Origin of the sequence: Paraburkholderia aspalathi, from assembly GCF_900116445.1 — a bacterium.
GTDB lineage: Bacteria > Pseudomonadota > Gammaproteobacteria > Burkholderiales > Burkholderiaceae > Paraburkholderia > Paraburkholderia aspalathi.
Genome location: NZ_FPBH01000010.1, coordinates 82384 through 105287, shown reverse-complemented (window position 1 = coordinate 105287; position 22904 = coordinate 82384). Strand labels below are relative to the sequence as shown.

21 protein-coding genes and 1 riboswitch are annotated in these 22904 nt (G+C 62.4%); of the genes, 12 read left to right on the top strand and 9 right to left on the bottom strand.

Annotation, left to right across the window (positions count from 1 at the left end):
• Positions 1–58 precede the first annotated feature (58 nt).
• Together trhA and BM438_RS17305 are read left to right on the top strand one after the other, a co-directional pair.
• On the top strand, positions 59–679 hold the full coding sequence (trhA, locus tag BM438_RS17310; RefSeq protein ID WP_093635539.1) for a PAQR family membrane homeostasis protein TrhA: 621 nt from the start codon (positions 59–61) through the stop codon (positions 677–679).
• A gap of 233 nt (positions 680–912) precedes the next feature.
• On the top strand, positions 913–2493 hold the full coding sequence (locus tag BM438_RS17305; RefSeq protein WP_093635536.1) for a DEAD/DEAH box helicase: 1581 nt from the start codon (positions 913–915) through the stop codon (positions 2491–2493).
• A gap of 37 nt (positions 2494–2530) precedes the next feature.
• On the opposite strand, the gene BM438_RS17300 is transcribed toward BM438_RS17305, so the two are convergent.
• The 4 genes from BM438_RS17300 to ggt form a co-directional block, all read right to left on the bottom strand.
• Positions 2531–3055, bottom strand: coding sequence for a pyridoxamine 5'-phosphate oxidase family protein (locus BM438_RS17300; RefSeq protein WP_093635534.1), 525 nt, complete (start codon positions 3053–3055; stop codon positions 2531–2533).
• A gap of 135 nt (positions 3056–3190) precedes the next feature.
• Positions 3191–4018, bottom strand: coding sequence for a ferritin-like domain-containing protein (locus tag BM438_RS17295; RefSeq protein ID WP_093635532.1), 828 nt, complete (start codon positions 4016–4018; stop codon positions 3191–3193).
• A 343-nt stretch (positions 4019–4361) separates the two neighbouring features.
• On the bottom strand, positions 4362–5726 hold the full coding sequence (locus tag BM438_RS17290; RefSeq protein WP_093635530.1) for an MFS transporter: 1365 nt from the start codon (positions 5724–5726) through the stop codon (positions 4362–4364).
• On the bottom strand, positions 5727–7364 hold the full coding sequence (gene ggt / locus BM438_RS17285; protein WP_093635528.1) for a gamma-glutamyltransferase: 1638 nt from the start codon (positions 7362–7364) through the stop codon (positions 5727–5729).
• 330 nt (positions 7365–7694) lie between these two features.
• Between ggt and BM438_RS17280 the strand changes: the two genes are divergently transcribed.
• From BM438_RS17280 to BM438_RS17270, 3 genes are all read left to right on the top strand, one after another.
• Positions 7695–8474 carry a DeoR/GlpR family DNA-binding transcription regulator gene (locus BM438_RS17280; RefSeq protein WP_093635526.1) on the top strand — a complete coding sequence of 260 codons (780 nt, stop codon included), beginning with the start codon at positions 7695–7697 and terminating at the stop codon, positions 8472–8474.
• A 308-nt stretch (positions 8475–8782) separates the two neighbouring features.
• Positions 8783–8980, top strand: a complete 198-nt coding sequence (locus tag BM438_RS17275; protein ID WP_054034465.1) for a hypothetical protein — start codon at positions 8783–8785, stop codon at positions 8978–8980.
• Between the two features lie 101 nt (positions 8981–9081).
• Positions 9082–9708, top strand: a complete 627-nt coding sequence (locus BM438_RS17270; RefSeq protein ID WP_093635522.1) for a TetR/AcrR family transcriptional regulator — start codon at positions 9082–9084, stop codon at positions 9706–9708.
• A gap of 78 nt (positions 9709–9786) precedes the next feature.
• On the opposite strand, the gene BM438_RS17265 is transcribed toward BM438_RS17270, so the two are convergent.
• Positions 9787–10161: a hypothetical protein gene (locus BM438_RS17265; RefSeq protein WP_093635520.1), complete on the bottom strand. Its 375-nt coding sequence runs from the start codon at positions 10159–10161 to the stop codon at positions 9787–9789.
• A 202-nt stretch (positions 10162–10363) separates the two neighbouring features.
• On the opposite strand from BM438_RS17265, the gene glpD reads away from it, so the two are divergent.
• The 4 genes from glpD to BM438_RS17245 all read left to right on the top strand — a co-directional run bounded on the left by glpD (position 10364) and on the right by BM438_RS17245 (position 15331).
• Entirely contained in the window at positions 10364–11893 is a 1530-nt protein-coding gene (gene glpD, locus BM438_RS17260) for a glycerol-3-phosphate dehydrogenase (protein ID WP_093635518.1), read from the top strand.
• Positions 11894–12132: 239 nt separating this feature from the next.
• Entirely contained in the window at positions 12133–13632 is a 1500-nt protein-coding gene (gene glpK / locus BM438_RS17255) for a glycerol kinase GlpK (RefSeq protein WP_093635515.1), read from the top strand.
• A 91-nt stretch (positions 13633–13723) separates the two neighbouring features.
• The gene (locus tag BM438_RS17250; RefSeq protein WP_054034471.1) at positions 13724–14437 is read left to right on the top strand and encodes an MIP/aquaporin family protein; all 714 of its coding nucleotides are present in this window, start codon (positions 13724–13726) and stop codon (positions 14435–14437) included.
• Between the two features lie 207 nt (positions 14438–14644).
• Positions 14645–15331: an HAD family hydrolase gene (locus tag BM438_RS17245; RefSeq protein WP_093635513.1), complete on the top strand. Its 687-nt coding sequence runs from the start codon at positions 14645–14647 to the stop codon at positions 15329–15331.
• Between the two features lie 92 nt (positions 15332–15423).
• Here BM438_RS17245 and ribB read toward each other — a convergent pair whose 3' ends face one another.
• The 4 genes from ribB to BM438_RS17225 all read right to left on the bottom strand — a co-directional run bounded on the left by ribB (position 15424) and on the right by BM438_RS17225 (position 19089).
• Complete coding sequence (ribB, locus tag BM438_RS17240; RefSeq protein WP_093635511.1) at positions 15424–16143, bottom strand: 3,4-dihydroxy-2-butanone-4-phosphate synthase; 720 nt, start codon at positions 16141–16143, stop codon at positions 15424–15426.
• Between the two features lie 146 nt (positions 16144–16289).
• Positions 16290–16472, bottom strand: a riboswitch (FMN riboswitch).
• A 143-nt stretch (positions 16473–16615) separates the two neighbouring features.
• Positions 16616–17305, bottom strand: coding sequence for a helix-turn-helix domain-containing protein (locus BM438_RS17235; protein ID WP_093635509.1), 690 nt, complete (start codon positions 17303–17305; stop codon positions 16616–16618).
• 184 nt (positions 17306–17489) lie between these two features.
• Positions 17490–18656: an MFS transporter gene (locus BM438_RS17230; protein ID WP_093635507.1), complete on the bottom strand. Its 1167-nt coding sequence runs from the start codon at positions 18654–18656 to the stop codon at positions 17490–17492.
• 31 nt (positions 18657–18687) lie between these two features.
• Positions 18688–19089: a VOC family protein gene (locus BM438_RS17225; protein ID WP_093635505.1), complete on the bottom strand. Its 402-nt coding sequence runs from the start codon at positions 19087–19089 to the stop codon at positions 18688–18690.
• A 116-nt stretch (positions 19090–19205) separates the two neighbouring features.
• On the opposite strand from BM438_RS17225, the gene BM438_RS17220 reads away from it, so the two are divergent.
• The 3 genes from BM438_RS17220 to BM438_RS17210 all read left to right on the top strand — a co-directional run bounded on the left by BM438_RS17220 (position 19206) and on the right by BM438_RS17210 (position 22845).
• Positions 19206–20189, top strand: a complete 984-nt coding sequence (locus BM438_RS17220) for a LysR family transcriptional regulator (RefSeq protein ID WP_054034481.1) — start codon at positions 19206–19208, stop codon at positions 20187–20189.
• Between the two features lie 162 nt (positions 20190–20351).
• Positions 20352–21725 (top strand): tRNA (N6-isopentenyl adenosine(37)-C2)-methylthiotransferase MiaB, encoded by a 1374-nt coding sequence (gene miaB / locus BM438_RS17215; protein WP_093635503.1) that lies wholly within the window; start codon positions 20352–20354, stop codon positions 21723–21725.
• A gap of 46 nt (positions 21726–21771) precedes the next feature.
• Positions 21772–22845, top strand: a complete 1074-nt coding sequence (locus tag BM438_RS17210; protein WP_093635501.1) for a PhoH family protein — start codon at positions 21772–21774, stop codon at positions 22843–22845.
• Positions 22846–22904 lie beyond the last annotated feature (59 nt).

Sequence of the window (22904 nt, the reverse complement as noted above, 5' to 3'; positions counted from 1 at the left end):
GCAGGACCGGTATCATGTGGGTATAAACCCTTATGAAACCGCGCAGGAGGAAAGAGCCGTGCATGTCGGTGAGCGTTTCAACAGCATTACCCATCTCGTCGGCGCCGTGCTGTCGGTGGCGGGGCTGGCTACGCTCGTGACAATGGGCGCGCTCGACGGCGACGCGTACAAGGTGGTGAGTTTCAGCGTCTACGGTGCGATGCTGTTCGTGCTGTATGCTATCTCGACGCTCTACCACAGCGTGCGCAACCCGCGTGTCAAAGCGGTTCTGCAAAAATGCGACCATTCGGCGATCTATCTGTTGATCGCCGGCAGCTACACCCCGTTCACGCTGGTCACTTTGCGTGGGCCGTGGGGCTGGTCGCTATTCGGCGTAAGCTGGGGGCTTGCCGCTCTCGGCATCGTGCAGGAACTGACGCTCGGGCGACGCACCCGCAGCGTTTCGATGGTGCTGTATGTCTTGATGGGATGGCTCGCGCTCGTTGCCGTCCGCCCGCTGGTTCAAGCCTTACCGGCAGCGGGTACCGCCTGGCTCGTGGCCGGCGGGGTCATCTACAGCGCCGGCATCTACTTCTTCATCAACGACGAGCGCATCCGGCACGGACATGGTATCTGGCACCTGTTCGTACTGGCGGGCAGTCTGTGTCAATTCGTCAGTGTTGCGCGCTACGTCGCGTGACATCCCACGGCGGCGAAATGCAACTTAAGGCCAGTCAACGTGTCTTCATAGCGCGTTGAAGCATTCGGCACGCATGTGAGCGTGCCGCCGATTTCTCTGCGACCGGAACTGGGCTTTGGCCTCGAACGCGCCATAGAGGCGTGTTCATGCCGTGCCTGTACCCGCTGGTACCCGCCTGGGTCCATTGGGTGCCGTCTGGTGCCGTTCGCGAAACTGCATTGCAAAGAGCATTTATGTCTTTTGATTCCCTCGGCTTGTCCGAACCGCTGGTCCGCGCTGTACACGAACTCGGCTACACCACCCCGACTCCGATCCAGACACAAGCAATCCCCGCCGTGCTCAACGGCGGCGACCTGCTGGCTGGCGCGCAGACCGGCACCGGCAAGACCGCCGGCTTCACGCTGCCGATCCTGCAGCGTCTGAACACCATGCCCGCCGTCACCTCGGCCTCGGGCAAGCGCGTAGTCCGCGCACTGATCCTCACGCCGACGCGTGAGCTGGCCGCACAGGTCGAAGAAAGCGTGCGCGCCTACGGCAAGTACCTGAAGCTGAAGTCGACCGTGATGTTCGGCGGCGTCGGCATCAATCCGCAAATCGGCGCGCTGCGCAGCGGCGTGGACATCGTCGTCGCGACGCCGGGCCGTTTGCTCGACCACATGCAGCAGAAGACCATCGACCTGTCCCATCTCGAGATTCTCGTGCTCGACGAAGCGGACCGCATGCTGGACATGGGCTTCATCCATGACATCAAGCGCGTGCTCGCGAAGTTGCCGCCGAAGCGTCAGAACCTGCTGTTCTCGGCTACGTTCTCGGACGAGATCAAGACGCTCGCCGACAATCTGCTCGACTCGCCGGCGCTGATCGAAGTCGCCCGCCGCAACACGACGGCTGAACTCGTCGCACAAAAGATTCACCCGGTCGACCGCGATAAGAAGCGTGAGCTGCTTACGCACCTCATCAAGCAACACAACTGGTTCCAGGTGCTGGTGTTCACGCGCACCAAGCACGGCGCGAACCGCCTTGCCGAACAGCTGACGAAAGACGGCATCAGCGCACTGGCGATTCACGGCAACAAGAGCCAGTCAGCCCGCACGCGCGCGCTCGCCGAGTTCAAGGACGCCACGCTACAAGTACTGGTCGCAACCGACATCGCCGCACGCGGCATCGACATCGATCAGTTGCCGCACGTGGTCAATTACGATTTGCCGAACGTGCCGGAAGACTACGTGCACCGCATCGGCCGAACGGGTCGTGCAGGCGCATCGGGCGAAGCGATTTCGCTGGTGTGCGTCGACGAACTGCAACTGCTGAAGGACATCGAGAAGCTGATCAAGCGTCAGGTGCCGCAGGAAGTGATCGCCGGTTTCGAGCCGGATCCGACTGCGAAGCCGGAGCCGATTCTGCGCCGTGGCCAGGGTGGTGGTGGCGGCGGTGGCAATCGTCAGCCGCGCCAGAGCCAGGGTGCGCCGAAACGCGACGGTGGCCAGCGTGACGGCGGCCGCCGCGATGGCGCGTCGTCGGCCAAGCCCGCACAACGTTCGGGTCAGCGTCCGGCGAATGGTCAGCAACAGCCGAAGCCGCAAGGGGCGAAGCCGGCCGGTAACGGCGGCCAGCCGCGCCGCGACGGTCAGCGCCATGACGGTCAGCCGCGTGCCGCGGCGCACGAAGGCAGCGCCGCACAACATGCACCGCGCAAACCGCAGGCTGCAAAGCCGCAAGGCGGCAATCCGGGTGCGTTGCTGGGTGGCGCAAAGCCGCGCAACGACGCGCCGCGTGGCGGCCAGCCGACGCGCAGCGGTCAGCGCGGCCGTTAAGTTTCAAGCACTGCCGCTCGCTCGCCGTAGTCGCAGACTATCGGCTAGCCGCAGCGGCAGCCTGCTTCAGGTGCTCGATCTGCCGCTCCCATCGATCGAGCACCGCCTTCCCTTCCCCTTCCAGTTCAAACGTGATGCCGCTCGTCAGGCGCGCATAACGCACGCTCTGCGCCTCCGCTGTGTCGATCGAGCCGATGAGGTACACGAGGCCGCTGTCGTCGCCTGTCACGCCCGCTAACGGCGTCAAACGCAACTGCACCTGATAGAACGCCTCGTCGCAGACAAACGTAAGCGCGGCCCGGCCGTTTTGCGCGATCACACGTGCCGCCCGAGCCTGCGGCCACAACGCGATGCATAGCGAGCGCGAATCCGGCGCGTACAACTCGCCGACGCCAAGCAGTGACGTGCGCACATGGCCGTTTGCATCGACGGTAAGCAGCGACGCGGTGAACCCCGTCTTGCTCGCCAGCGACGACCCGTCGAACAGCGTGCGAACGGCGTCGGGCCATTCGTCGAACACGTTCTGTTCGAGCGGACGGTCGGGTGAAGGAGAGTCGCTCATGGTATCGATCCAGTCAGTGGCGGATTGCCGAGGTTGCGAAGGCTGCCGAGGATCAATCATGCCTCGAAAAGCAAATGGCCCGCACAAGCGGGCCATTCATCTCCATCCATGCACCGTGCACTCAGCAGAAAAACATCAGCGGAAGAATACGTGCTGCGTGATCTTGGCGAGCGGATAATGCACGCCCGGCTGAATCTTGGCCGGCAGATCGAGCGGCTTAAGCAGCATCTTCACGCACATGTCCGCCGACAGATTGCGCCGAACCAGCGCATTGATGCGCGCGGCCCGTTCGCGGTTATAGGCCGAATCGTGCACGCGTTCCGGATAACGAATCGCGAAGACATGGCGCAAGGCGATCTCCGAGTCTTCGTTCTTGATCTCCATCACACGTCGCATCAACGCGCCGAGAACCGCAAGACGGCCATTGCCTTCGATCTTGTTGTACTTCTTGAAGAACTTGAAAAAGTGCTTGTAGTGACGGACTTCGTCAGTGCGAATGTTGTCGGTGATCTGCTTGAGCACGGGCTCGTCCGAACATTCGCCAATCGCGCGATACAGCGTTGCGGTACCCGTTTCCACCACACAGCGCGCAACCATCTCGAGCGCGCGGGTCTTTTCGAAGTCTTCGACCGAGCAGGTCAGCGAATACTCCTCCATGAAATTGCGGAAGGCGGTGTCCCAATCGAACTCAGGCCAGACGTAGGCGATATACGTCTTGAGCGCCCGGCCGTGCTGCATCTCTTCCGGCTCCCATTCCTGGTTGAGCCAGGCCGAGACCTCGGGGTCGCCGTCGAAGAACGTGCTCAGATTGCTGGTGTAAAGATCGGTACCGCTTTCGATGAACGAAGCGGCGCACAGCAGAAGCAGCAGGTCCTCATTAGCGACGGCCTTCTGACGATCTATGCGGGTAAGGTCGATATCCTCGATCCGCCAGGGCATCACATGGTTCAGCTCAGTGTGCATTGTGTCTTTGCTCCGAAAACTGTATCGACTCGTGGAGCGCGCTCGAAACCGCCCACTATCGCAAGGGCGGTCCGCCGGGTCAGATACAGCACCTTGATTAGAGTTAACCCCTTGTATCCTGCATCTTAGCCGGTGTTTCACAATTCTGCAGATCACCCAGCACAGACCGTGCCGAACCGCCGCAGTTCAAATTTCACCGTAGGCGAATGCTTCAGTTGATTACAGGCGGCACACGCAAGGCACAAAAAAAGCCAGCTCGACGAGCTGGCTTTGATTTGCAAGGAGATTCCATGTCAACCACGGCAAGGCTCGCTGCGAAGCACAACGGCTGCCGGCCACGCCGTCATGCGGGCTGAACGCCTTCGAGACGCCGGACGCGCCGCATACGCCACGCGACCACCACAAGCGACAAGCCTGACAGCACGGCCGCAACCAGGACGTAGTAACTTGGCGCCAGCTTGTCACCGGTCAAGTGAATGAAGGTCTCGACAATCGTCGGCGCAAAGCCACCGAAAATCGTTACGCCGATGCTGTAACCGATTGAAAGACCCGTCGAGCGCACCTGCGTGGGAAAGATCTCAGACATCAGCGCGGGCATCGGTCCGGAGTAAGCCGCCTTGAAAATTCCAGCGGTGCCTTGCAACAGCAGTAGCCAGCCAATCGTCGGATGCGACTGCAGCAAAGCGAACATCGGATAGATCAGCAAGCCCATCAGTATCGACGTCGTCAGCATGATGCGAATCCGGCCGATGCGGTCCGACAATGCGCCCATCACGGGCGACAGCAAGAACTGCAAGCCGCCATTGAGCACCACCACGCCGAACGACGCCGCAGCCGGCATGTGCAACTGCTTGACCGCGTACATCGGCATGTAGAGCTGCAACACATACACGCCGACCGTGGATTGCGCGACGATGCCCACGGCCAGCAGCAGATTCACCCACTGGCTGCTGAACGACGCGTCCTTCGCGTCAGATGCAATCTGATGCTTGCTCGCGGACTCACGCGCTTTACGCAAGGCGAGAAACTCCGGCGTCTCGTCGAGATGCGAGCGGATGTAATAGCCCACCGGCCCGACCAGCAGACCAAAGATGAACGGAAGGCGCCAGCCCCAGCTATTGAGTTGCTCGGGTGGCATCCACGCGGTCAGGAGCGAACCGAAGGCCGCCGCGGTGATCGCGGCCAGTCCCTGGCTCGCGAACTGCCAACTCGCGTAGTAGCCACGCCGTGAAGCGCTGTGTTCGACCATGAAGGCCGTCGCGCTGCCGAACTCGCCGCCCACCGCGAAACCTTGCACGAGCCGCGCGAGCAGGATCAACACGGGCGCCGCCAGACCGATCGATGCATACGGCGGCATCACCGCCATCGTGAAGGTGCCGACCATCATCAACGCGATGGCGAGCGTGAGCGCCGCCTTGCGGCCCTTGCGGTCGCCGTAGACGCCCAGCACGATGGCGCCCAGCGGCCGCATCAGGAACGAGATGCCGAAGGTGGCAATGGCGAGCAGCGTCGAGAGCCACTCGTCCTGCATCGGGAAGAACTCTTTCGCGATGATGGTCGCGAAGTAGCCATAGACCAGAAAATCGAACCACTCGAGCGCGTTGCCGACCGACGACGAAAACACGATACGCCGCACCATCGCTTTGGAAAGCGGTGCGGACGTGGAGCGCGGGGATGCAGTCGCGGATTGCGACGCGGGGATGTTCATTTAGAACCCCGCTGCCAGGCCATCGCGACGGCTGTCGCTTGCCGCTACATAGCCGCGGTCCGGATCGTTGCGATCGAGCTTCCAGATGTACTGGCCGGAGCCGAAGTCCATGTACGGATCGTCGACCGATTTGATCGTGTGACCCAGCTTCTGCAATGCCTCGGCAGTCTTCGGATCGAGCGTCGATTCGATGTCGATGGTGAAGTCGCGGTTAACCTTCCAGCGCGGGGCGTCGCAGGCGGCCTGCGGTTGCTGACCGTAGTCGAGCATCCGCACGATCGATTGCAGGTGGCCTTGCGGCTGCATATCGCCGCCCATCACACCGAAGCTCATCACCGCTTCCTGCTTGCCGTCCACCTGCTGCGTCAGGAACGACGGGATGATGGTATGGAACGGCCGCTTGCCGCCTTCCACCACGTTCGGCGACTTCGGGTCCATCGAGAAGCCGCAGCCACGGTTCTGCATCGCGATACCGCTATCGGGCACCACGATGCCCGAACCGAAGCCCATGTAGTTCGACTGGATGAAGCTGACCATCATGCCGCGCTCGTCCGCTACCGACATGTAGATCGTGCCACCGGCCTTCGGCATGCCGAAGTCGAATTGAGTGGCGCGCTTGTGGTCGATCAGCTTCGCGCGCGACGTAAGGTACGCGTCGTCGAGCATCTGCTCGGGCGTGACGTCCATCGAGCGCGGATCGGCGACGTAGCGGTAGACGTCGGCAAATGCCAGCTTCATCGCTTCGATCTGCAAATGCTGCGACTCGACATTGTCGATGGCGAGTTCTTTCACGTCGAATTTTTCGAGGATGCCCAGCGCGATCAGCGCCGCGATGCCTTGGCCGTTCGGCGGAATTTCGTGCACGGTGTAGCCTCGATAATCTTTGCCGATCGGCTCGACCCAGTCCGCTTTGTAGTTGCGCAGATCGTCGAGGGTCAACGCGCCGCCGCCTTCACGCGCAAACGCCGCGATCTGTTCGGCGATCTCGCCTTCGTAGTACGCACGCGGACCTTGTTCGGCGAGCTTGCGCAACGTCTTCGCGTGGCCAGGAAAGCGCACCAGTTCGCTGACTTCCGGCGCGCGGCCGCGCGGCATGAAGGTTTGCGCGAAGCCTGGCAGGTCCTTCAATTCGGGGACGGCTGCCGCCCATTTGTAGGCGACGATGCTTGCCACCGCATGGCCGCGCTCGGCGATCTCGATCGCCGGTTCCATCAGATCGGCGAACGGCAGCGAGCCGAATTTCTGATGCAGCGCTTCCCAGCCGGCGATCACGCCCGGCACCGTCACAGCGTCCCAACCGCGCTTGGGTTGTTTGGCAAGACCGTTTTCCTCGCCGTACTTGCGCTTGAAGTAATCGACGTTCCAGGCCGCCGGCGACACACCCGACGCGTTCAGGCCATGCAGCTTCTTGCCGTCCCACACCAGCGCGAAGGCGTCGCCGCCGAGGCCGCACGAGACCGGCTCGACCACCGTGATGGCGGCGGCGGCGGCGATCGCCGCGTCGACGGCATTGCCGCCTTTCCACAGCATCCGCAGACCGGCTTGCGCCGCGAGCGGATGCGAAGTCGAAACGATGTTGCGCGCGAATACAGGCAGACGCGGCGTCGGATAGGGGTTTTGCCAGTTGAAGCCAGTCATGTCGAACACTCTCGAAAGCGCGGTCCGGCGTGTTCTATAACGCCGGAAACCATGGGAAACGGGTAAGGCTCAGGTAAAACGCGGAGCCTTGGATTGCAGCGCGATCCGGCACAAAAAACAAATTCATTTATCAAATGAATAAATGCGTAAATGACCTGAATAGATCACCGCACGGTCGTCCTGAATCCGAACCATGACGCATGAGTTGGCAGACAAGACGTGCGATGGTCTTACAATACCCCCACCCTCGTTCACGCATTACCCGTCTTCCGGCTCGGCTTCTTGCGTCGGCGGCGGGCAGCGCCGATAAAAACCCACGACCCGAGACACATGACCCGAGACCCCCGCCTGACTCTCAACGCCCGGCAACAGGAACTGCTGGAGTGGGTGCAACGCGACGGCTTCGTGACCGTGGACGACCTCGCGGCCCACTTCGACGTGACACCGCAGACGATCCGCCGCGACGTCAACTGGCTCGCTGACATGAACCTGCTGCGCCGCTATCACGGCGGCGCCAGTCTACCGACCAGTTCCGAGAACGTCTCGTACACGGCGCGTCAGCGGATGTTTCACGAAGAGAAGCGGCGCATTGCGGCGCTAGTGGCCACTCACATTCCCGATCAGGCGTCCCTCTTCATCAACCTCGGCACGACGACCGAAGAAGTCGCACGAGCGCTCAACCGGCATCGCGGCCTGCGCGTGATCACCAACAATCTGAATGTCGCCAGCATGATGAGCGGCTATCCGGATTGCGAAGTGCTGGTGACGGGCGGCATCGTGCGGCCGTGGGACAAGGGCATCGTCGGCGAACTGGCGATCGACTTCATCCGGCAGTTCAAGGTGGACTTCGCGATCATCGGGACGTCCAGCATTGAAACGGATGGCACGCTGCGCGATTTCGACACCCGCGAAGTGCGCGTGGCCGAGGCGATCATCCAGCATGCACGCACCGTGTTTCTCGCCGCCGACAACTCCAAATTCGGCCGTCCGGCACTCGTTCGCCAAGGTCACCTCGATCAGATCGACGCGCTTTTCACCGACGCCGCGCCACCCGCCGAGATGAACGAAACCCTCGCCGCCGCCAACTGCCAGGTGTATATCGCCGAGTGATCCCAGGCGTCTTCCGCCATGTTGCAGTGCACGCGAAACTTCGAGTGAAATCAAGGATCTGGCCGCTGCTCCAAACCGCCTCTGCGGGTCCCAATTGTCAAAGGAAAAATTTACTGGGGCCCATTTGGTGTTTGACGGACGGTTGACTACACTCCAGTTCCCCGGCGTCCGTTCCGCGTTACGCGGAGTGCCGGCAGCGTGAACCTGTCGTGATAGCCGCACCTCCCGCCTGATCCTTTAGCGGACTCCACTGGCATCGTGCCAGTCGCCTCCAAGGCCGTCCGCGTTTGCTTGACATGGAGAGAACGATGCTGAGTCCGCATGAATTCGCCACGTTGTTGCTCGTCAAGGACGCTCCCAATCAAGTCGACATGGAGCGAGAAGAACTCGACGCCTTGCTGGAACGCCAGCTTGTGCAACTCGAACGGCTCGCGTCGGGCAACGAACAATGGCGCGTAACCGAAACCGGCGACAGTGCGCTCCGGGCCATCAAGCGTTTTTCCTAGTACCCTTGATTACCAAGCAAAGCGGCCGCGTCAACGGCCGCTTTGTTGTGCCCAATTCATTTACACAGTAAATTGACGCGACGGACCTTCTTCCTTCGCGCATGCCAAAAACGCTCTCTTCCGACGACATCCAGCAATTCCGCGAAACCATGCGGCGCGTGGCCGAAAACGCGTTCGCCACGCGCGGCGCGCAAGGCGTGACGATGCGCGAACTGGCGAAGGAGCTGGGTTGCAGCGCGATGACGCCCTATCGCTACTTCCGCGACAAAGACGAAATCCTTGCGATGGTCCGCGCGGCGGCGTTCAACCGATTCGCGGCGCGGCTCGAAGCCGTGGCAAAGGAAGCACCCGCGACCGACCGCTCCGCTGTCAGCGACGCCTACGTGGCGTTCGCACTCGACGAGCCGCATGCTTACCGCCTGATGTTCGATCTGACGCAGCAGGATGGCGCCTATCCCGAACTTCAGGCCGCATCGCACCGCGCCTGGCGCATGCTCGGGGTGCACTTCGAGCAGCTGGTGGCCGCGGGTCTTCTGGAAGGGGATCCGGAATTGATCGGTTACGCGTACTGGGCGAGCCTGCACGGCTTCACCATGCTGGCGCTCGCCAATCAGTTGCCTTTGCCACAGGCGCAGCAAGCAGCAGGGAGCAACGCGCCGACGCGTGAGGCCGTGTTCGCGCAGATTCGCCGGATGTTGTGGCGGGGGGCGCAGCCGCAGCGCGGCTAGCCCCGGGTTGGTCTATCAAATCACGCAGCGCGAATAAGCTGGCGAAACGTTCTGAGTAGGAACAAGCAGGCGCGAAACTCAGCCCGCGCGCAAGGTCGGATCGGCCGCCGCGCGCCAGCTCAACGCTTTGGCGCGCTGGTCGGTGAAGAAGGTCACCCACTGATTGCGCACTTGCGGATCAGCACTCGCACCGAGGCTCGTGTAATGCTGTGCCAGCGACGCCTGAAACGCGCAGTAATCGTCCTTCGACAACTTGCCGCGCCGGTTCGCCACGTACGCATCGAACAGCGCCGCGTAGACGCCTTGCGCGTCGTTGCCGTAGTCGACCGTCTGGGCGCTGCACATCTGCTGCAACGATGCGAACGAAGGTGCGCCCGTCGTCCCGTTCAGGCTCGGCGAGCTGATGCATCCCGTCAGGAGCGCAGTGGCCCCGATTATCCAAAGTCCACGCATGAATTCACCTCGAAATGGCTGCTGCCGAGAGTATCGTCCGTGGCCGCGCGTTACGCCACCACCTTAGCCAGGCACTAGAGGGGCGCTTAAGAAAACCGAACTTTACTTTTTCGAATATGTTCATTAAAGTTCGCAAACGAACACTATCGGTTCGATAGTTTTTCCAAACCAGTTTCTGGATACGACGCAGAGGACACAGCAGGTGACGCAAGGCTCGAGATACGATTTGCTCGTCGTGGGCGGCGGGATCAACGGCGCAGGCATCGCACGCGATGCGGCGGGCCGCGGCCTGTCAGTGCTGCTCTGCGAGCAGGACGATCTGGCGGCCCATACGTCGTCGGCCAGCACCAAGCTGATTCACGGCGGCCTGCGCTACCTCGAGTACCGCGAGTTCGGGCTGGTGCGCAAAGCCCTGCAGGAGCGCGAAACGCTGCTGCGCGCGGCGCCGCACATCATGTGGCCGCTGCGCTTCGTGATGCCGCACATGCCCGATCTGCGTCCGGCCTGGCTGATCCGCGCCGGCCTGTTCCTTTACGATCACCTCGCTAAACGCGAACTGCTGCCCGGCTCGCGCGGCATCGTGATGCGCAACCATCCGGCTGGCGCACCGCTCGTCGATTCGATCAAGCGCGGTTTCGTGTATTCGGACGGCTGGGTGAATGACGCGCGTCTGGTCGTGCTGAACGCGCTGGATGCGAAGGAACGCGGCGCGAAGATTCTCACGCGCACCAAGTTGCTGAGCGCGGTACGCGCCGGCGGCGAATGGCGCGCGCAACTCAAGCGTGACGACGGCACGATCCTCGACGTGCGCGCCGCTTCGATCGCGAATGCGGCTGGACCGTGGGTCGGCGAATTGCTGCATGGCGCGCTCGGCCGGGAAGCAACGCACAGCGTGCGCCTCGTGAAAGGCAGCCATATCGTCACGCGCCGTCTGTTCGAACACGATCACGCGTACATCTTCCAGAATCCGGACAAGCGGATCATCTTCGCGATTCCGTACGAACACGATTACACGCTGATCGGCACAACCGACCTCGAATATCGTGGCGATCCGTCGCAAGTGGCGATCAACGCCGACGAAACGCAGTACCTGTGCGATTCGATCAACCGCTACTTCAAAGAAAAGATCTCGCCGCAAGACGTGCGCTGGACCTACTCGGGCGTGCGTCCGCTGCTCGAGGAAGAAGGCGCGGACAATCCCTCAGCGGTTACGCGCGACTACTCGCTGGAACTCGATGCCCCTGCGGGCGAAGCACCGCTGCTGTCGGTGTTCGGCGGCAAGATCACAACCTTCCGCAAGCTGGCGGAAGAAGCCGTCGACAAACTCGCGTACGCGCTGCAGAACGGCACGCCCTCGTGGACGGCCGGTGCGCCGTTGCCCGGCGGCGATATTCCGCAGGCCAACTTCGAGCGCTTCCTCGCCGGTTTCAAGCAGCAGAATGCGTGGCTGCCCGCCGATCTGGCTCACCGCCTCGCGCGTGCGTACGGCACGCGTGTGAAAAACGTCATTGGCAACGCGCGCTCGGTGGCCGATCTCGGCCGCGCTTTCGCGCCGGGTCTCTACGAAGCCGAGCTCACTTACCTGCGCGACACCGAATGGGCACGCAGCGCGCAAGATGTATTGTGGCGCCGCTCGAAACTCGGACTGCACGTCGAACCGGGCACACTCGATTCGATCACACACGACATTGACGCATGGTTCACCCGCGAACCGTTCCGACAGAGTGCCTAGCCAAACCAGTTAGTCAGGTCATTCAGCTGAGCCGCATAGCCGGACCACCCAGGTCAGGTTATCGCAACACGCCCTGGCTACGTGGATGAACCCGCATGACCCGAATCGATTTTCACCCCTCGGCTACTGACAAAGCCGGGACGCACAAGCTCGAACTGTTGCAACCCGCTTGAACCAACACGCCGTTCCCGTCGCCGGTCAGCAATCCGGCGATTCATAAAACACATGGAGAAGAGACAATGCAGGATCAGTACATCCTCGCGCTTGACCAAGGCACCACCAGCTCCCGCGCGATGCTGTTCGACCGGCTCGGCAATATCGTGTCGACCGCTCAGAAAGAATTCCAGCAAATCTATCCACGTCCGGGTTGGGTCGAACACGATCCGCAGGAAATCTGGTCAACGCAAGCCGGCGTCGCCGCTGAAGCGGTCACGCGAGCCGGCATGAACGGCACGTCGATCGCGGCGATCGGCATTACCAATCAGCGTGAGACCACCATCGTGTGGGACCGCGAAACCGGTCATCCAATTTATAACGCGATCGTCTGGCAAGACCGCCGCACCGCCGACTTCTGCGACCAGCTCAAAGAGCAAGGTCTCGAAGAAAAAGTCCGCGCAAAAACCGGTCTGCCAATCGACTCGTACTTCTCGGCGACCAAGATCCGCTGGATTCTCGACAACGTCGAAGGCGCACGCGAAAAAGCGAAGCAAGGCCGCCTCGCCTTCGGCACGGTAGATAGCTGGCTGGTGTGGAATTTCACCAAGGGTGGTCTGCATGTTACCGACGTGACCAACGCGTCGCGCACGATGCTGTTCAACATCCACACGCTGAAGTGGGACGACGAACTGCTCGAAGCGCTCGACATTCCGCGCAACATGCTGCCGGAAGTGCGTGCCTCGTCGGAAGTGTACGGGCCGACCAAGACCACCGTGTTCGCCTCCAAGATTCCGCTCGCGGGCATCGCCGGTGACCAGCACGCGGCGCTGTTCGGCCAGATGTGCACGGAGTCGGGCATGGTGAAGAACACCTACGGCACCGGCTGCTTCCTCGTGATGAACACCGGCGACAAGCCGATCGAATCGAAGAACAATCTCGTCACCACCATTGCGTGGCAGATCGGCGACCAGATCAACTATGCGCTCGAAGGCAGCATCTTCATCGGCGGCGCGGTGGTGCAATGGCTGCGCGACGGCCTCGGCATCATCAAGAACGCAGCCGAGATCGAAACGATGGCGCGCAGCGTGCCGCATAGCGATGGCGTGTATCTGGTGCCCGCATTTGCAGGCCTCGGTGCGCCGCACTGGAATGCACGGGCTCGCGGCACGCTGTTCGGCGTGACGCGTGGCACGAGTTCGGCGCACATTGCCCGCGCCGCGCTCGACTCGATCGCCTATCAGTCGCTCGACGTGCTGAAGGCAATGGAAGCCGACTCCGGCATTCGCATCGGCGAATTGCGTGTGGATGGCGGCGCTTGCGCGAACAATCTGCTGATGCAATTCCAGGCGGACATTCTCGGTGTCGACGCAGTGCGTCCGAAGGTATCGGAGACAACCGCATTGGGCGCGGCATATCTGGCCGGTCTCGCGGTCGGCTACTGGAAAGACGTGAACGAACTGAAAAGCCAGTGGGCCCTCGATCGTCGTTTCACGCCTGCCCTGCCGCACGCCGAAGTCAAGGAGTGCCTCGACGGCTGGCAGCGCGCGATCCGCGCCGCGAAGGCCTGGGCCGACACGCCCTGATTGCCGTTCATCGGTTCCTAAGACACCTTTCGACATAACGAAGCCGCCTATCCAGCGGCTTCCCTAACAACTATATTTCGGATACCCAATCATGTCTCCTTACATTGCGGAATTCATCGGCACCGCACTTCTGGTGCTGCTCGGCAACGGCGCGGTTGCCAATGTGCTGCTCGCGCGCACCAAGGGCAAAGGCGCGGACCTGATCGTGATCGTGATGGGCTGGGCGATGGCCGTGTTCATCGCTGTGTACGTCACGGCATCGTACAGCGGCGCGCACCTGAATCCTGTGGTCACGATCAGCCTCGCGCTGGCAGGAAAATTCGCGTGGGCCAAAGTGCCGGGCTACGTCGCGGCGCAGATGCTCGGCGGGATGGCGGGCGCACTGCTCGTGTGGCTCGCGTATCGTCAGCACTTCAACAAGGAAGGCGATGCAGACGTGAAGCTCGGCGTGTTCTGCACGTCGCCCGCAATTCGCAGCGTGCCGCATAACCTGCTCACCGAAATGATCGCGACTTTCGTGCTGATTCTCGGCGTGCTGTATCTCGCTTCGCCGCAAGTCGGCCTCGGCGCGCTCGACGCGCTGCCGGTTGGCCTGCTGGTGCTCGGCATCGGTATTTCGCTCGGCGGCCCGACCGGTTACGCAATGAGCCCCGCGCGCGATCTGTCGCCGCGTCTGATGCACGCGCTGCTGCCGATTCCGGGCAAACGCGACAGCGACTGGCGTTATTCGTGGATTCCGGTGTGCGGTCCCTTGCTGGGCGGCGCGGCGGCAACAGGGCTGTATTTGTATCTGCACGCGCACTGATTCTGCAGCGCACGTGGGTGCGTATTTAGGGCCCGCACGAGGCACACTAAAGGCTCACTAAACGCGGTCCCACGGCGCAAATTAGCGCCGACGGCAAGCGACGGCGCCGCGCATGCGGCGCCAAAGCACGTATCATGATGCTTTCAATCTCCGCGCATGAGCTTGCAACTGTCTTGCTCGCGTGCCTCTCGCTTTCCGTCTTAAAGCATGATCGACCACCTCATCTGTGACTGCGACGGCGTGCTCGTCGACAGCGAAATCATCGCTGACCGCGTAATGCTCGCAACGCTGTCCGCCACCTTCCCCGGCCTCGACTTCGAACCCGTCGTCAAGACGGCGTTCGGCCAGCAGACCTCGCGCTTTCTCGAAGGTATCGAGAAGTCGTTCGATATCACGCTGCCTGCCGATTTCTTTAATACGATCGAACACAACGTCGAGCTTGAACTCGCGGCGTCGCTCAGCCCGATCAACGGTGTGCGCGAAGCCTTACAACGCGTGACGCTGCCGGCCGCGGTCGTGTCGAACAGCCGGATGGCGCGCGTGAATGCGTCGGTGCGGCGCGCGGGTTTGCAGCAAATTTTCGGCGAGCGGATTTTCAGCGCCGAACAGGTCGCACTGCCGAAGCCTTATCCGGATGTGTATCTGTTCGCTGCAAAGACACTGGGCGTGGAGCCTTCGCGCTGTGTGGTCGTGGAAGACAGCGTGGCCGGTTTGAATGCGGCGCGAGCGGCAGGCATGAAGACGATTGCTTTCGTCGGTGCGAGCCATATCCCCGACGGTTATGCGGACGCGCTGCGCAAGATGGGCATGACACGCATCATGAAGCATATGGATGAACTGCCCGCGCTGGTCGAGGCCGGTGTGCGTGGGGAGTTTGGCGACGTGCAGTCTTAACGGACTCAGCAATAAAAAAGCCGGCTGCAATAGCCGGCTTCAGATTCCTGAGAAACCCCGCGCTTTCCGAGTGCGGTTTTTTTTCTAACGCATCAAACCGCATCCGCGACGCATTCGCGCGCCGTCGCCAGCGCCTCACGGAATTCCACCAGCTCGGCGATCGTCAGCATCGGCAGATTGTGTTGTTGAGCGAAGCGCTCCACATCCGCGCCGCGCGTCATCGTGCCGTCCGCGTTCATCAGCTCGCACAGCACGCCGGCCGGTTTCAGACCCGCGAGAATCGCCAGATCGACTGTGCCTTCGGTGTGGCCGCGACGCGCGAGCACGCCGCCGGGTTGCGCACGCAGCGGAAACACGTGGCCCGGACGCACGATGTCGGCAGGCTTCGCCGTATCGCTGATGGCCGCGCGGATTGTCGTCACGCGATCGAGTGCGGACACGCCGGTGGTCACGCCATCGCGCGCTTCGATCGAGACCGTGAACGCGGTGCCGTGACGGCTTTCGTTGTTGACGGCCATCGGCGGCAATTCGAGCGCACGGATCTTCTCGTCAGGCAGGCACAGGCAGACGATGCCGCTGCATTCGCGAATCAGCAAGGCCATGGTTTCGACGGAAAGACGCTCGGCGGAAACGATCAGATCAGCTTCGTTCTCGCGGTCGTGATCGTCTTGCAGGACGACAGCGCGGCCATCGCGCATGGCTTGCAAGGCGGCGGCGATACGCGGCGGAACGGGCTCGGTGGCGAGCAGGGGAAGGTCAAGTGATGCGCTATCCGCAATCACCGACGGAGCAGGAAAAGTAGCAAAGGACATGGTTGAAACGCTCATCGCAAAAGTTGGGCGAAAAACGTTTCAGGGCATTGCAAACAGACAAAGACGCGCCGTTGAACGCCGCGCAAAGCGGCGCTCGCGCACCGCCCGAAACTCTGGCGGCATCACGGAAACGAACATGACTATCTGCACATCTTCTTCCATCCGGACTCTAACCGTCGGCTCTGGCTTCTCACCAGATCTGCTGACCCCGCTGCGCTTTCGATACGCTGAAAGCTGAACAAAGCGGGCGCTCGCGGGCTCACCGGCTCGCGCTTTCGCGCTGCCGGCATACCGCCGGTGGGGAATTTCGCCCCGCCCTGAAGACGCACTGATTGCCGGATTGACCGGCCGGCAAAGAATACAACAGTCGCGCGAAACCTGCAGCGCAACCCCTACTGACTAGACGGACATCCCGGCTTCACCGCCGATTTTGACAGCACATCCGCCTGAAAAACTGCACTCGTCAAGCCGGTCAAACCGGCGCGGCCTGGCGTGTCAAATCGTGCTGCGCGGGCACATCCCAGCGCGGCGGCGTTTCCGCCTTCAACGTGACGCGAAACGCGCGCGCTTCGGTGTCGCCGGGATTGCGCAGGCTGTGCGGCTGGTCGGCATCGAACACGATCGCGTCGCCCGTGGCCAGCAACTGGCGCTGGTCGTGCACGCTGACTTCCAGCGTGCCTTCGCTCACCACCAGATTCACCGTGGTGCCCGGCGCGCGGCGCGTGCCGGCCTCGGTGTGCAACGGCGCGATACGCAGCTCGTGAAACTCTGCGGCGGTCGGCTCGGCATCAGGATAGAGCGGCCGGGCCGAGTAGCGCCCATTCGAACTGACGAGCCGCGACGAACGCTCCGCCGGCAAATGCTCGAAGCCGTTGGTCGCATGACGCCGCAAGAACGCCGCCACCGAAACCTTCAACGCCGATGCCACTTTGCAGAGCACCTTGATCGACGGCACGCTGCGCGCCGACTCGATCTGCGCGAGCATCGCTCGCGAGACGCCGGAGGCGCGGGCGAGAGCGTCGAGCGAAAGTTGGCGCTCGGCGCGCAAACGGGCGAGATTCACGCCGACCAGATGTTCAAGAGCATCGAAAGGTTCAGCGGCACGCGGCGACGCATCGGTGTCAGCCGCGGGATCGCGAACCAGCGCAAGCGGGGAATGCATGATTGCCTCCAGGAGCGCCGCCGGACGGCGGGCAAGCGGTTAGTGGAAGCAAGATAGCACCGCGCCCCGCCGCGCCCAACGAAGTTATCTTCACACTGTTATCAGCATTGCGGAGGACGATTCTCGCAAAGCTTGTGCGAATTTTTCATATGGGCGTATTTGGGGCGGATGCGCTCACGCAGACTCAGGCGCTTTGCGCCACCGTCCTTGCCGGCGCATCCATCCGCGCCGCGAACCACGTGAGCAACAACGCCACCACGCTAACCGCCGCTGCGACCCACGGCAGCGTATCGAGCGAATGGCCATGATTGATCACCAGACCGCCGAGCCACGCGCCGCCCGCATTGCCAACGTTGAACGCGCCGATGTTCAGCGTCGAAGCCAGATTCGGCGCGGCAGCAGCCTTCTCGACCACACGCATCTGCAACGGCGGCACCGTCGCAAACGCCGCAATGCCCCACACGAAAATGGTAATCGCCGCCGCCACCTGCGAGTGGCTGGTCCGCGCGAAGATCGCCATCACCACCGCGAGCGCCACCAGAATGCCCATTAGCGAAGGCATCAGCGCACGGTCCGCGAGCTTGCCACCCACGGTATTGCCGATCGTGAGACCGACGCCGAACAGTACCAGAATCAGCGTGACGCCACGCGGCGAGAAACCGCTGACCTGCTCGAGAATCGGCGCGATATAGGTGAACACGACGAACACGCCGCCGAAACCCAGCACCGTCATTGCGAGCGCGGTCCAGACTTGCGGATCCTTTAGCACACGCACTTCGTGACCGAGGCCGACCGGGCCGGAATCATGGCGATTCGGCACCAGCAACGACACGCCGGCCAGCGACAGCACACCAAATGCGCTGACGATCCAGAACGCCGCACGCCAGCCAAACTCCTGGCCGACAAACGTCCCGAACGGCACGCCGAGCACATTCGCGAGCGTCAAACCGGTGAACATCAGCGCAATGGCGCTTGCCCGCTTTTCAGCCGGCACGAGCGAAGCCGCTACCACCGCGCCGATGCCAAAGAACGACCCATGCGCAAACGACGTCACCACGCGCGCGATCATCAGCACCGAATAGCTGGACGCAATCGCGCACAGCGTATTGCCGACGATGAACACGCCCATCAGCAACTGCAACGCGAGTTTGCGCGGCATCTTGCTGGTGACCACGGCGAGCAGCGGCGCACCGACGGCCACGCCGAGCGCATAGCCGCTCACCAGCAAACCGGCCGACGGAATCGACACAGCCAGATCGCGCGCGACCTCGGGCAGCAAGCCCATGATCACGAACTCGGTCGTGCCGATCGCGAAAGCGCTGATCGCGAGCGCCAGTAATGGAATGGGCATTTTTCTACTCCAGGTTCTAAAGTTGAGCGTGTTAGCTACGGTGGGCGTTGCGCAGCGCCGTTACGAATTCGATGACCACGCCCGGCGCGAGCGCGATAAACAACTGCTGCTCGGCTTGCTGCGGCCCCATCTGCGGCACTTCGGCAAGCTGATAAGGCAGCTCCGCCGCATGCACGCGCCGCAAGAGCGCCGCCCATTCGTCGGCACTTTCCAGCCGGAAGGCGACATGGTCGATGCGTGGCATGGCCCTGCCCGTTACGGCGGGCACCGTCGCATCGATCAGATGAATCGCCGGCCGGCCGTTCGCATACAGCCAGTAGCCGTCGATCGAAAACCGCGGACGCGCGCCCTCCGTCAGCCCGGCGACGTCGACGAAGAAACGTCGGGCGGTCTCGAGGTCGGCGGTGACGATCGTTGCGTGATCGAGTTGCATGGTGTGGGCTGCACGGAGCACAAAGGGTTTACGAGGAGTGCATTGTGAGCGGAACACGTCGATTTGATAATTGGCGTAGCATTTGAAACATTTTCAAATAACTTTGAAAGATCGCGATGGATAACCTCGGTGATATCCGCCTGTTCGTCGAAGCGGCGCAGCAGGGCAGCCTGTCGGCGGCGGGCCGCAAGATGGGCCTGACGCCGGCCGCCGCCAGCGCGCGGCTGGCCAAACTCGAAACCGGCCTGAAAACGCGCCTGTTCGAGCGCACCACCCGTCAGCTGAGGCTCACGGACGAAGGCCGCCTCTATCTGAACTGCTGCCGCCAGGCGCTGCAGTCGCTCGACGACGCCGAAGCCGCGCTGCAAGCCGGCCAGGGTGTGGTGCGCGGCAAGGTACGGATCTCCGCGACCTCGGACTTCGGCCGCAACCTGCTGATGCACTGGCTCGACGAGTTCAACGCGCTTTATCCGGAAGTCACGTTCGCGCTGACGCTGTCGGACTCGCTATCGAATCTGGTGCAGGAAGACATCGATCTGGCGATCCGCTTCGGCGTGCCGCAGGACAGCTCGCTTATCGCCCGCAAGCTGGCGCCGAACCGCCGTGTGCTGTGCGCGTCGCCGGACTACATCGCCCGCAAGGGCGAGCCGAAAGACCCGAACGATCTGGCGAATTTCGACTGCATCGTGCTCGGCACCGCATCCGGCCCGGCCAACGAATGGCGTTTCACGCGCGGCGAGGAAGTGCAGCACTACACTGTGCCGTTCGAAACGTCCCGGGAAACCAACGACGGCGCGGTCGCCCGCGAATGGGCGCGGCGCGGCTACGGGATCGTCATCAAGTCGATGTGGGACGTGGAAGCGGACTTGCGCGGCGACTGCCTGAAAATCCTGCTGCCCGAATGGCGCTACCCGGACGCGCCGCTGCACGCGCTCTACCATCGCAACCGCTTCATGGCGCCGCGTGTGCGCGTGCTGCTCGATTTTCTGAGCGAGCGCTTCGCGCAGGTGTCGGACGAACTGGAGGGCCTGCTGGGCTTGCCGCCGGAGCGGCCGCGCGCCAAGGCCGCCGCGGAAACCGCATCCGGTGAAGGGCTATAATATTGAGCTACGCTGCAAACGTGCATTGAATGTGGACCGGAATAGGCTCAAGCGGGCTCGAGCAAGCCCCAGCGCCGCCCCGCGGCGCCGTCCGCACGTTTTCACCTCTCTCCACCTTTTAAACGACGCCCCCAGGTTAACCACTGCGACCGGCGAAAATCGATGACCAAGAAAGTTTATGTAAAGACCTACGGCTGCCAGATGAACGAGTACGACTCCGACAAGATGGTCGACGTACTCGGCGCGGCTGAAGGCCTCGTCAAAACCGACACCCCGGAAGACGCGGACGTTATTCTCTTCAACACCTGCTCGGTGCGCGAAAAAGCGCAGGAGAAAGTCTTCTCCGAACTCGGCCGTGTGCGCGAGTTGAAAGAAGCGAACCCGAATCTGATCATCGGCGTGGGCGGTTGCGTGGCGAGCCAGGAAGGCGCGTCGATCGTTGCGCGCGCACCGTATGTCGATCTGGTGTTCGGGCCGCAAACGCTGCACCGTCTGCCGCAAATGATCGACAAGCGCCGCGAAAGCGGCCGCGCTCAGGTCGACATCTCGTTCCCGGAAATCGAAAAGTTCGATCACCTGCCGCCGGCGCGCGTGGATGGCGCGTGCGCGTTCGTGTCGATCATGGAAGGGTGCAGCAAGTACTGCAGCTACTGCGTCGTGCCGTACACGCGCGGTGAAGAAGTGTCACGTCCGCTCGACGACGTGCTGACTGAAATCGCCGGACTCGCCGACCAGGGCGTGCGTGAAGTCACGCTGCTCGGCCAGAACGTAAATGCTTACCGCGCCGGCATCACGCTCGGTTCGTCGGAGATCGCCGACTTCGCCCAGCTGATCGAATACGTCGCGGACATTCCTGGCATCGAACGGATTCGCTACACCACGTCGCATCCGAAGGAATTCACGCAGCGCCTGATCGACACCTACGCCAAGGTGCCGAAGCTCGTCAGCCACCTGCATCTGCCGGTGCAACACGGCTCCGACCGCATCCTGATGGCGATGAAGCGTGGCTACACCGTGCTCGAATACAAGTCGGTGATCCGCAAGCTGCGTGCGATCCGCCCTGACCTGTCGTTGTCGACCGACATGATCGTCGGCTTCCCGGGCGAGACGGAAGAAGACTTCGACAAGATGATGGCGCTCGTGCACGAGATGAAGTACGACACCAGCTTCTCGTTCATCTACAGCCCGCGTCCCGGCACGCCGGCTGCGAATCTGCACGACGACACCCCGCGTGAAGTGAAGCTCAAACGTCTGCAATATTTGCAGGCTACGATCGAAGAGAACGTGCAGCGCATCAGCGATTCGATGGTCGGCAAGATCGAGCGGATTCTGGTCGAACGCCCGGCGCGCAAGGACCCGAACGAACTCGCGGGCCGCACCGAGAACAACCGCGTGGTGAATTTCCCGGCGCCGGTCGCGTCGCACGCACGGCTGATCGGCCAGATGGTGGACGTGAAAATCGTCCATGCGTACCCACATTCGTTACGTGGCGAGCTCGTGCTGGTACATGACGACGCGCCCGCAACCACCCACTGAGCGACGCCAGCCAGCGTCACGAACCCCACAGGATCGATCCTCCGCCTTGAAGACCACTCAGCAGCATCTGGAATTCACCGCACCGCGCGACGACAACGCGCGGCTCGCCAACCTCTGCGGACCGCTCGACGAAAATCTGCGGCAGATCGAGCAGGCGCTCGACGTGACGCTGCAACGCCGTGGCCACCGCATCACGATTCGCGGGCGCGGCGCGAAACTCGCGCTTACCGCGCTCGAAAAGTTCTACGACAACTCGCAGAAGCCCCTGTCGGTCGACGACATCCAGCTCGCGCTCGTTGAAGTGCGCCAGCCGGCACGCCATCGCGCGAACGGCAACGGCCATGGCACGGAAGCGCTGGACCCGCGCTTTCCGGGCAATCCGGATCACCCGTTCGATCAGCCCGCCGACAGCGGCGACGACGACCTCGAAGAACTCGGCCCGAAGCTGTACACGCGCCGCGCCGACCTGCGCGGCCGCACGCCGATGCAACGCGAGTATCTGAAGCAGATCATTTCGCACGACGTGACGTTCGGCATTGGTCCGGCGGGAACGGGCAAGACCTATCTCGCGGTGGCTTGCGCGGTGGACGCACTGGAGCGTGATCAGGTCAAACGCATTGTGTTGACGCGTCCGGCCGTCGAAGCGGGCGAACGCCTTGGCTTCCTGCCGGGCGATCTGGCGCAGAAGGTCGATCCGTATCTGCGTCCGTTGTATGACGCGCTGTACGACCTGCTCGGTTTCGACAAGACCGCCAAGATGTTCGAGCGGCAGATGATCGAAATCGCGCCGCTCGCCTACATGCGCGGCCGCACGCTGAATCACGCGTTCATCATCCTCGACGAGGCGCAGAACACCACGCCCGAACAGATGAAGATGTTCCTTACGCGGATCGGCTTCGGCTCGAAGGCCGTGGTCACCGGCGACACGACCCAGGTCGACTTGCCGCGTGGTCACAAGAGCGGGCTGATCGAAGCGCAGCAGGTGCTGGCGGACGTGCGTGGCATTGCGCTCACGCGCTTCACGAGCGCCGACGTGGTGCGGCATCCGCTGGTCGCGCGAATTGTGGAGGCGTACGATGCGCATTCGCAGAAAACCGCCACTCCGGCGGATTCGCGCTAGATTGCGTCGTTAGTTTACGTCGTTAATTTTGCGCCGAACTCCACTGGACAGGCCGCAGC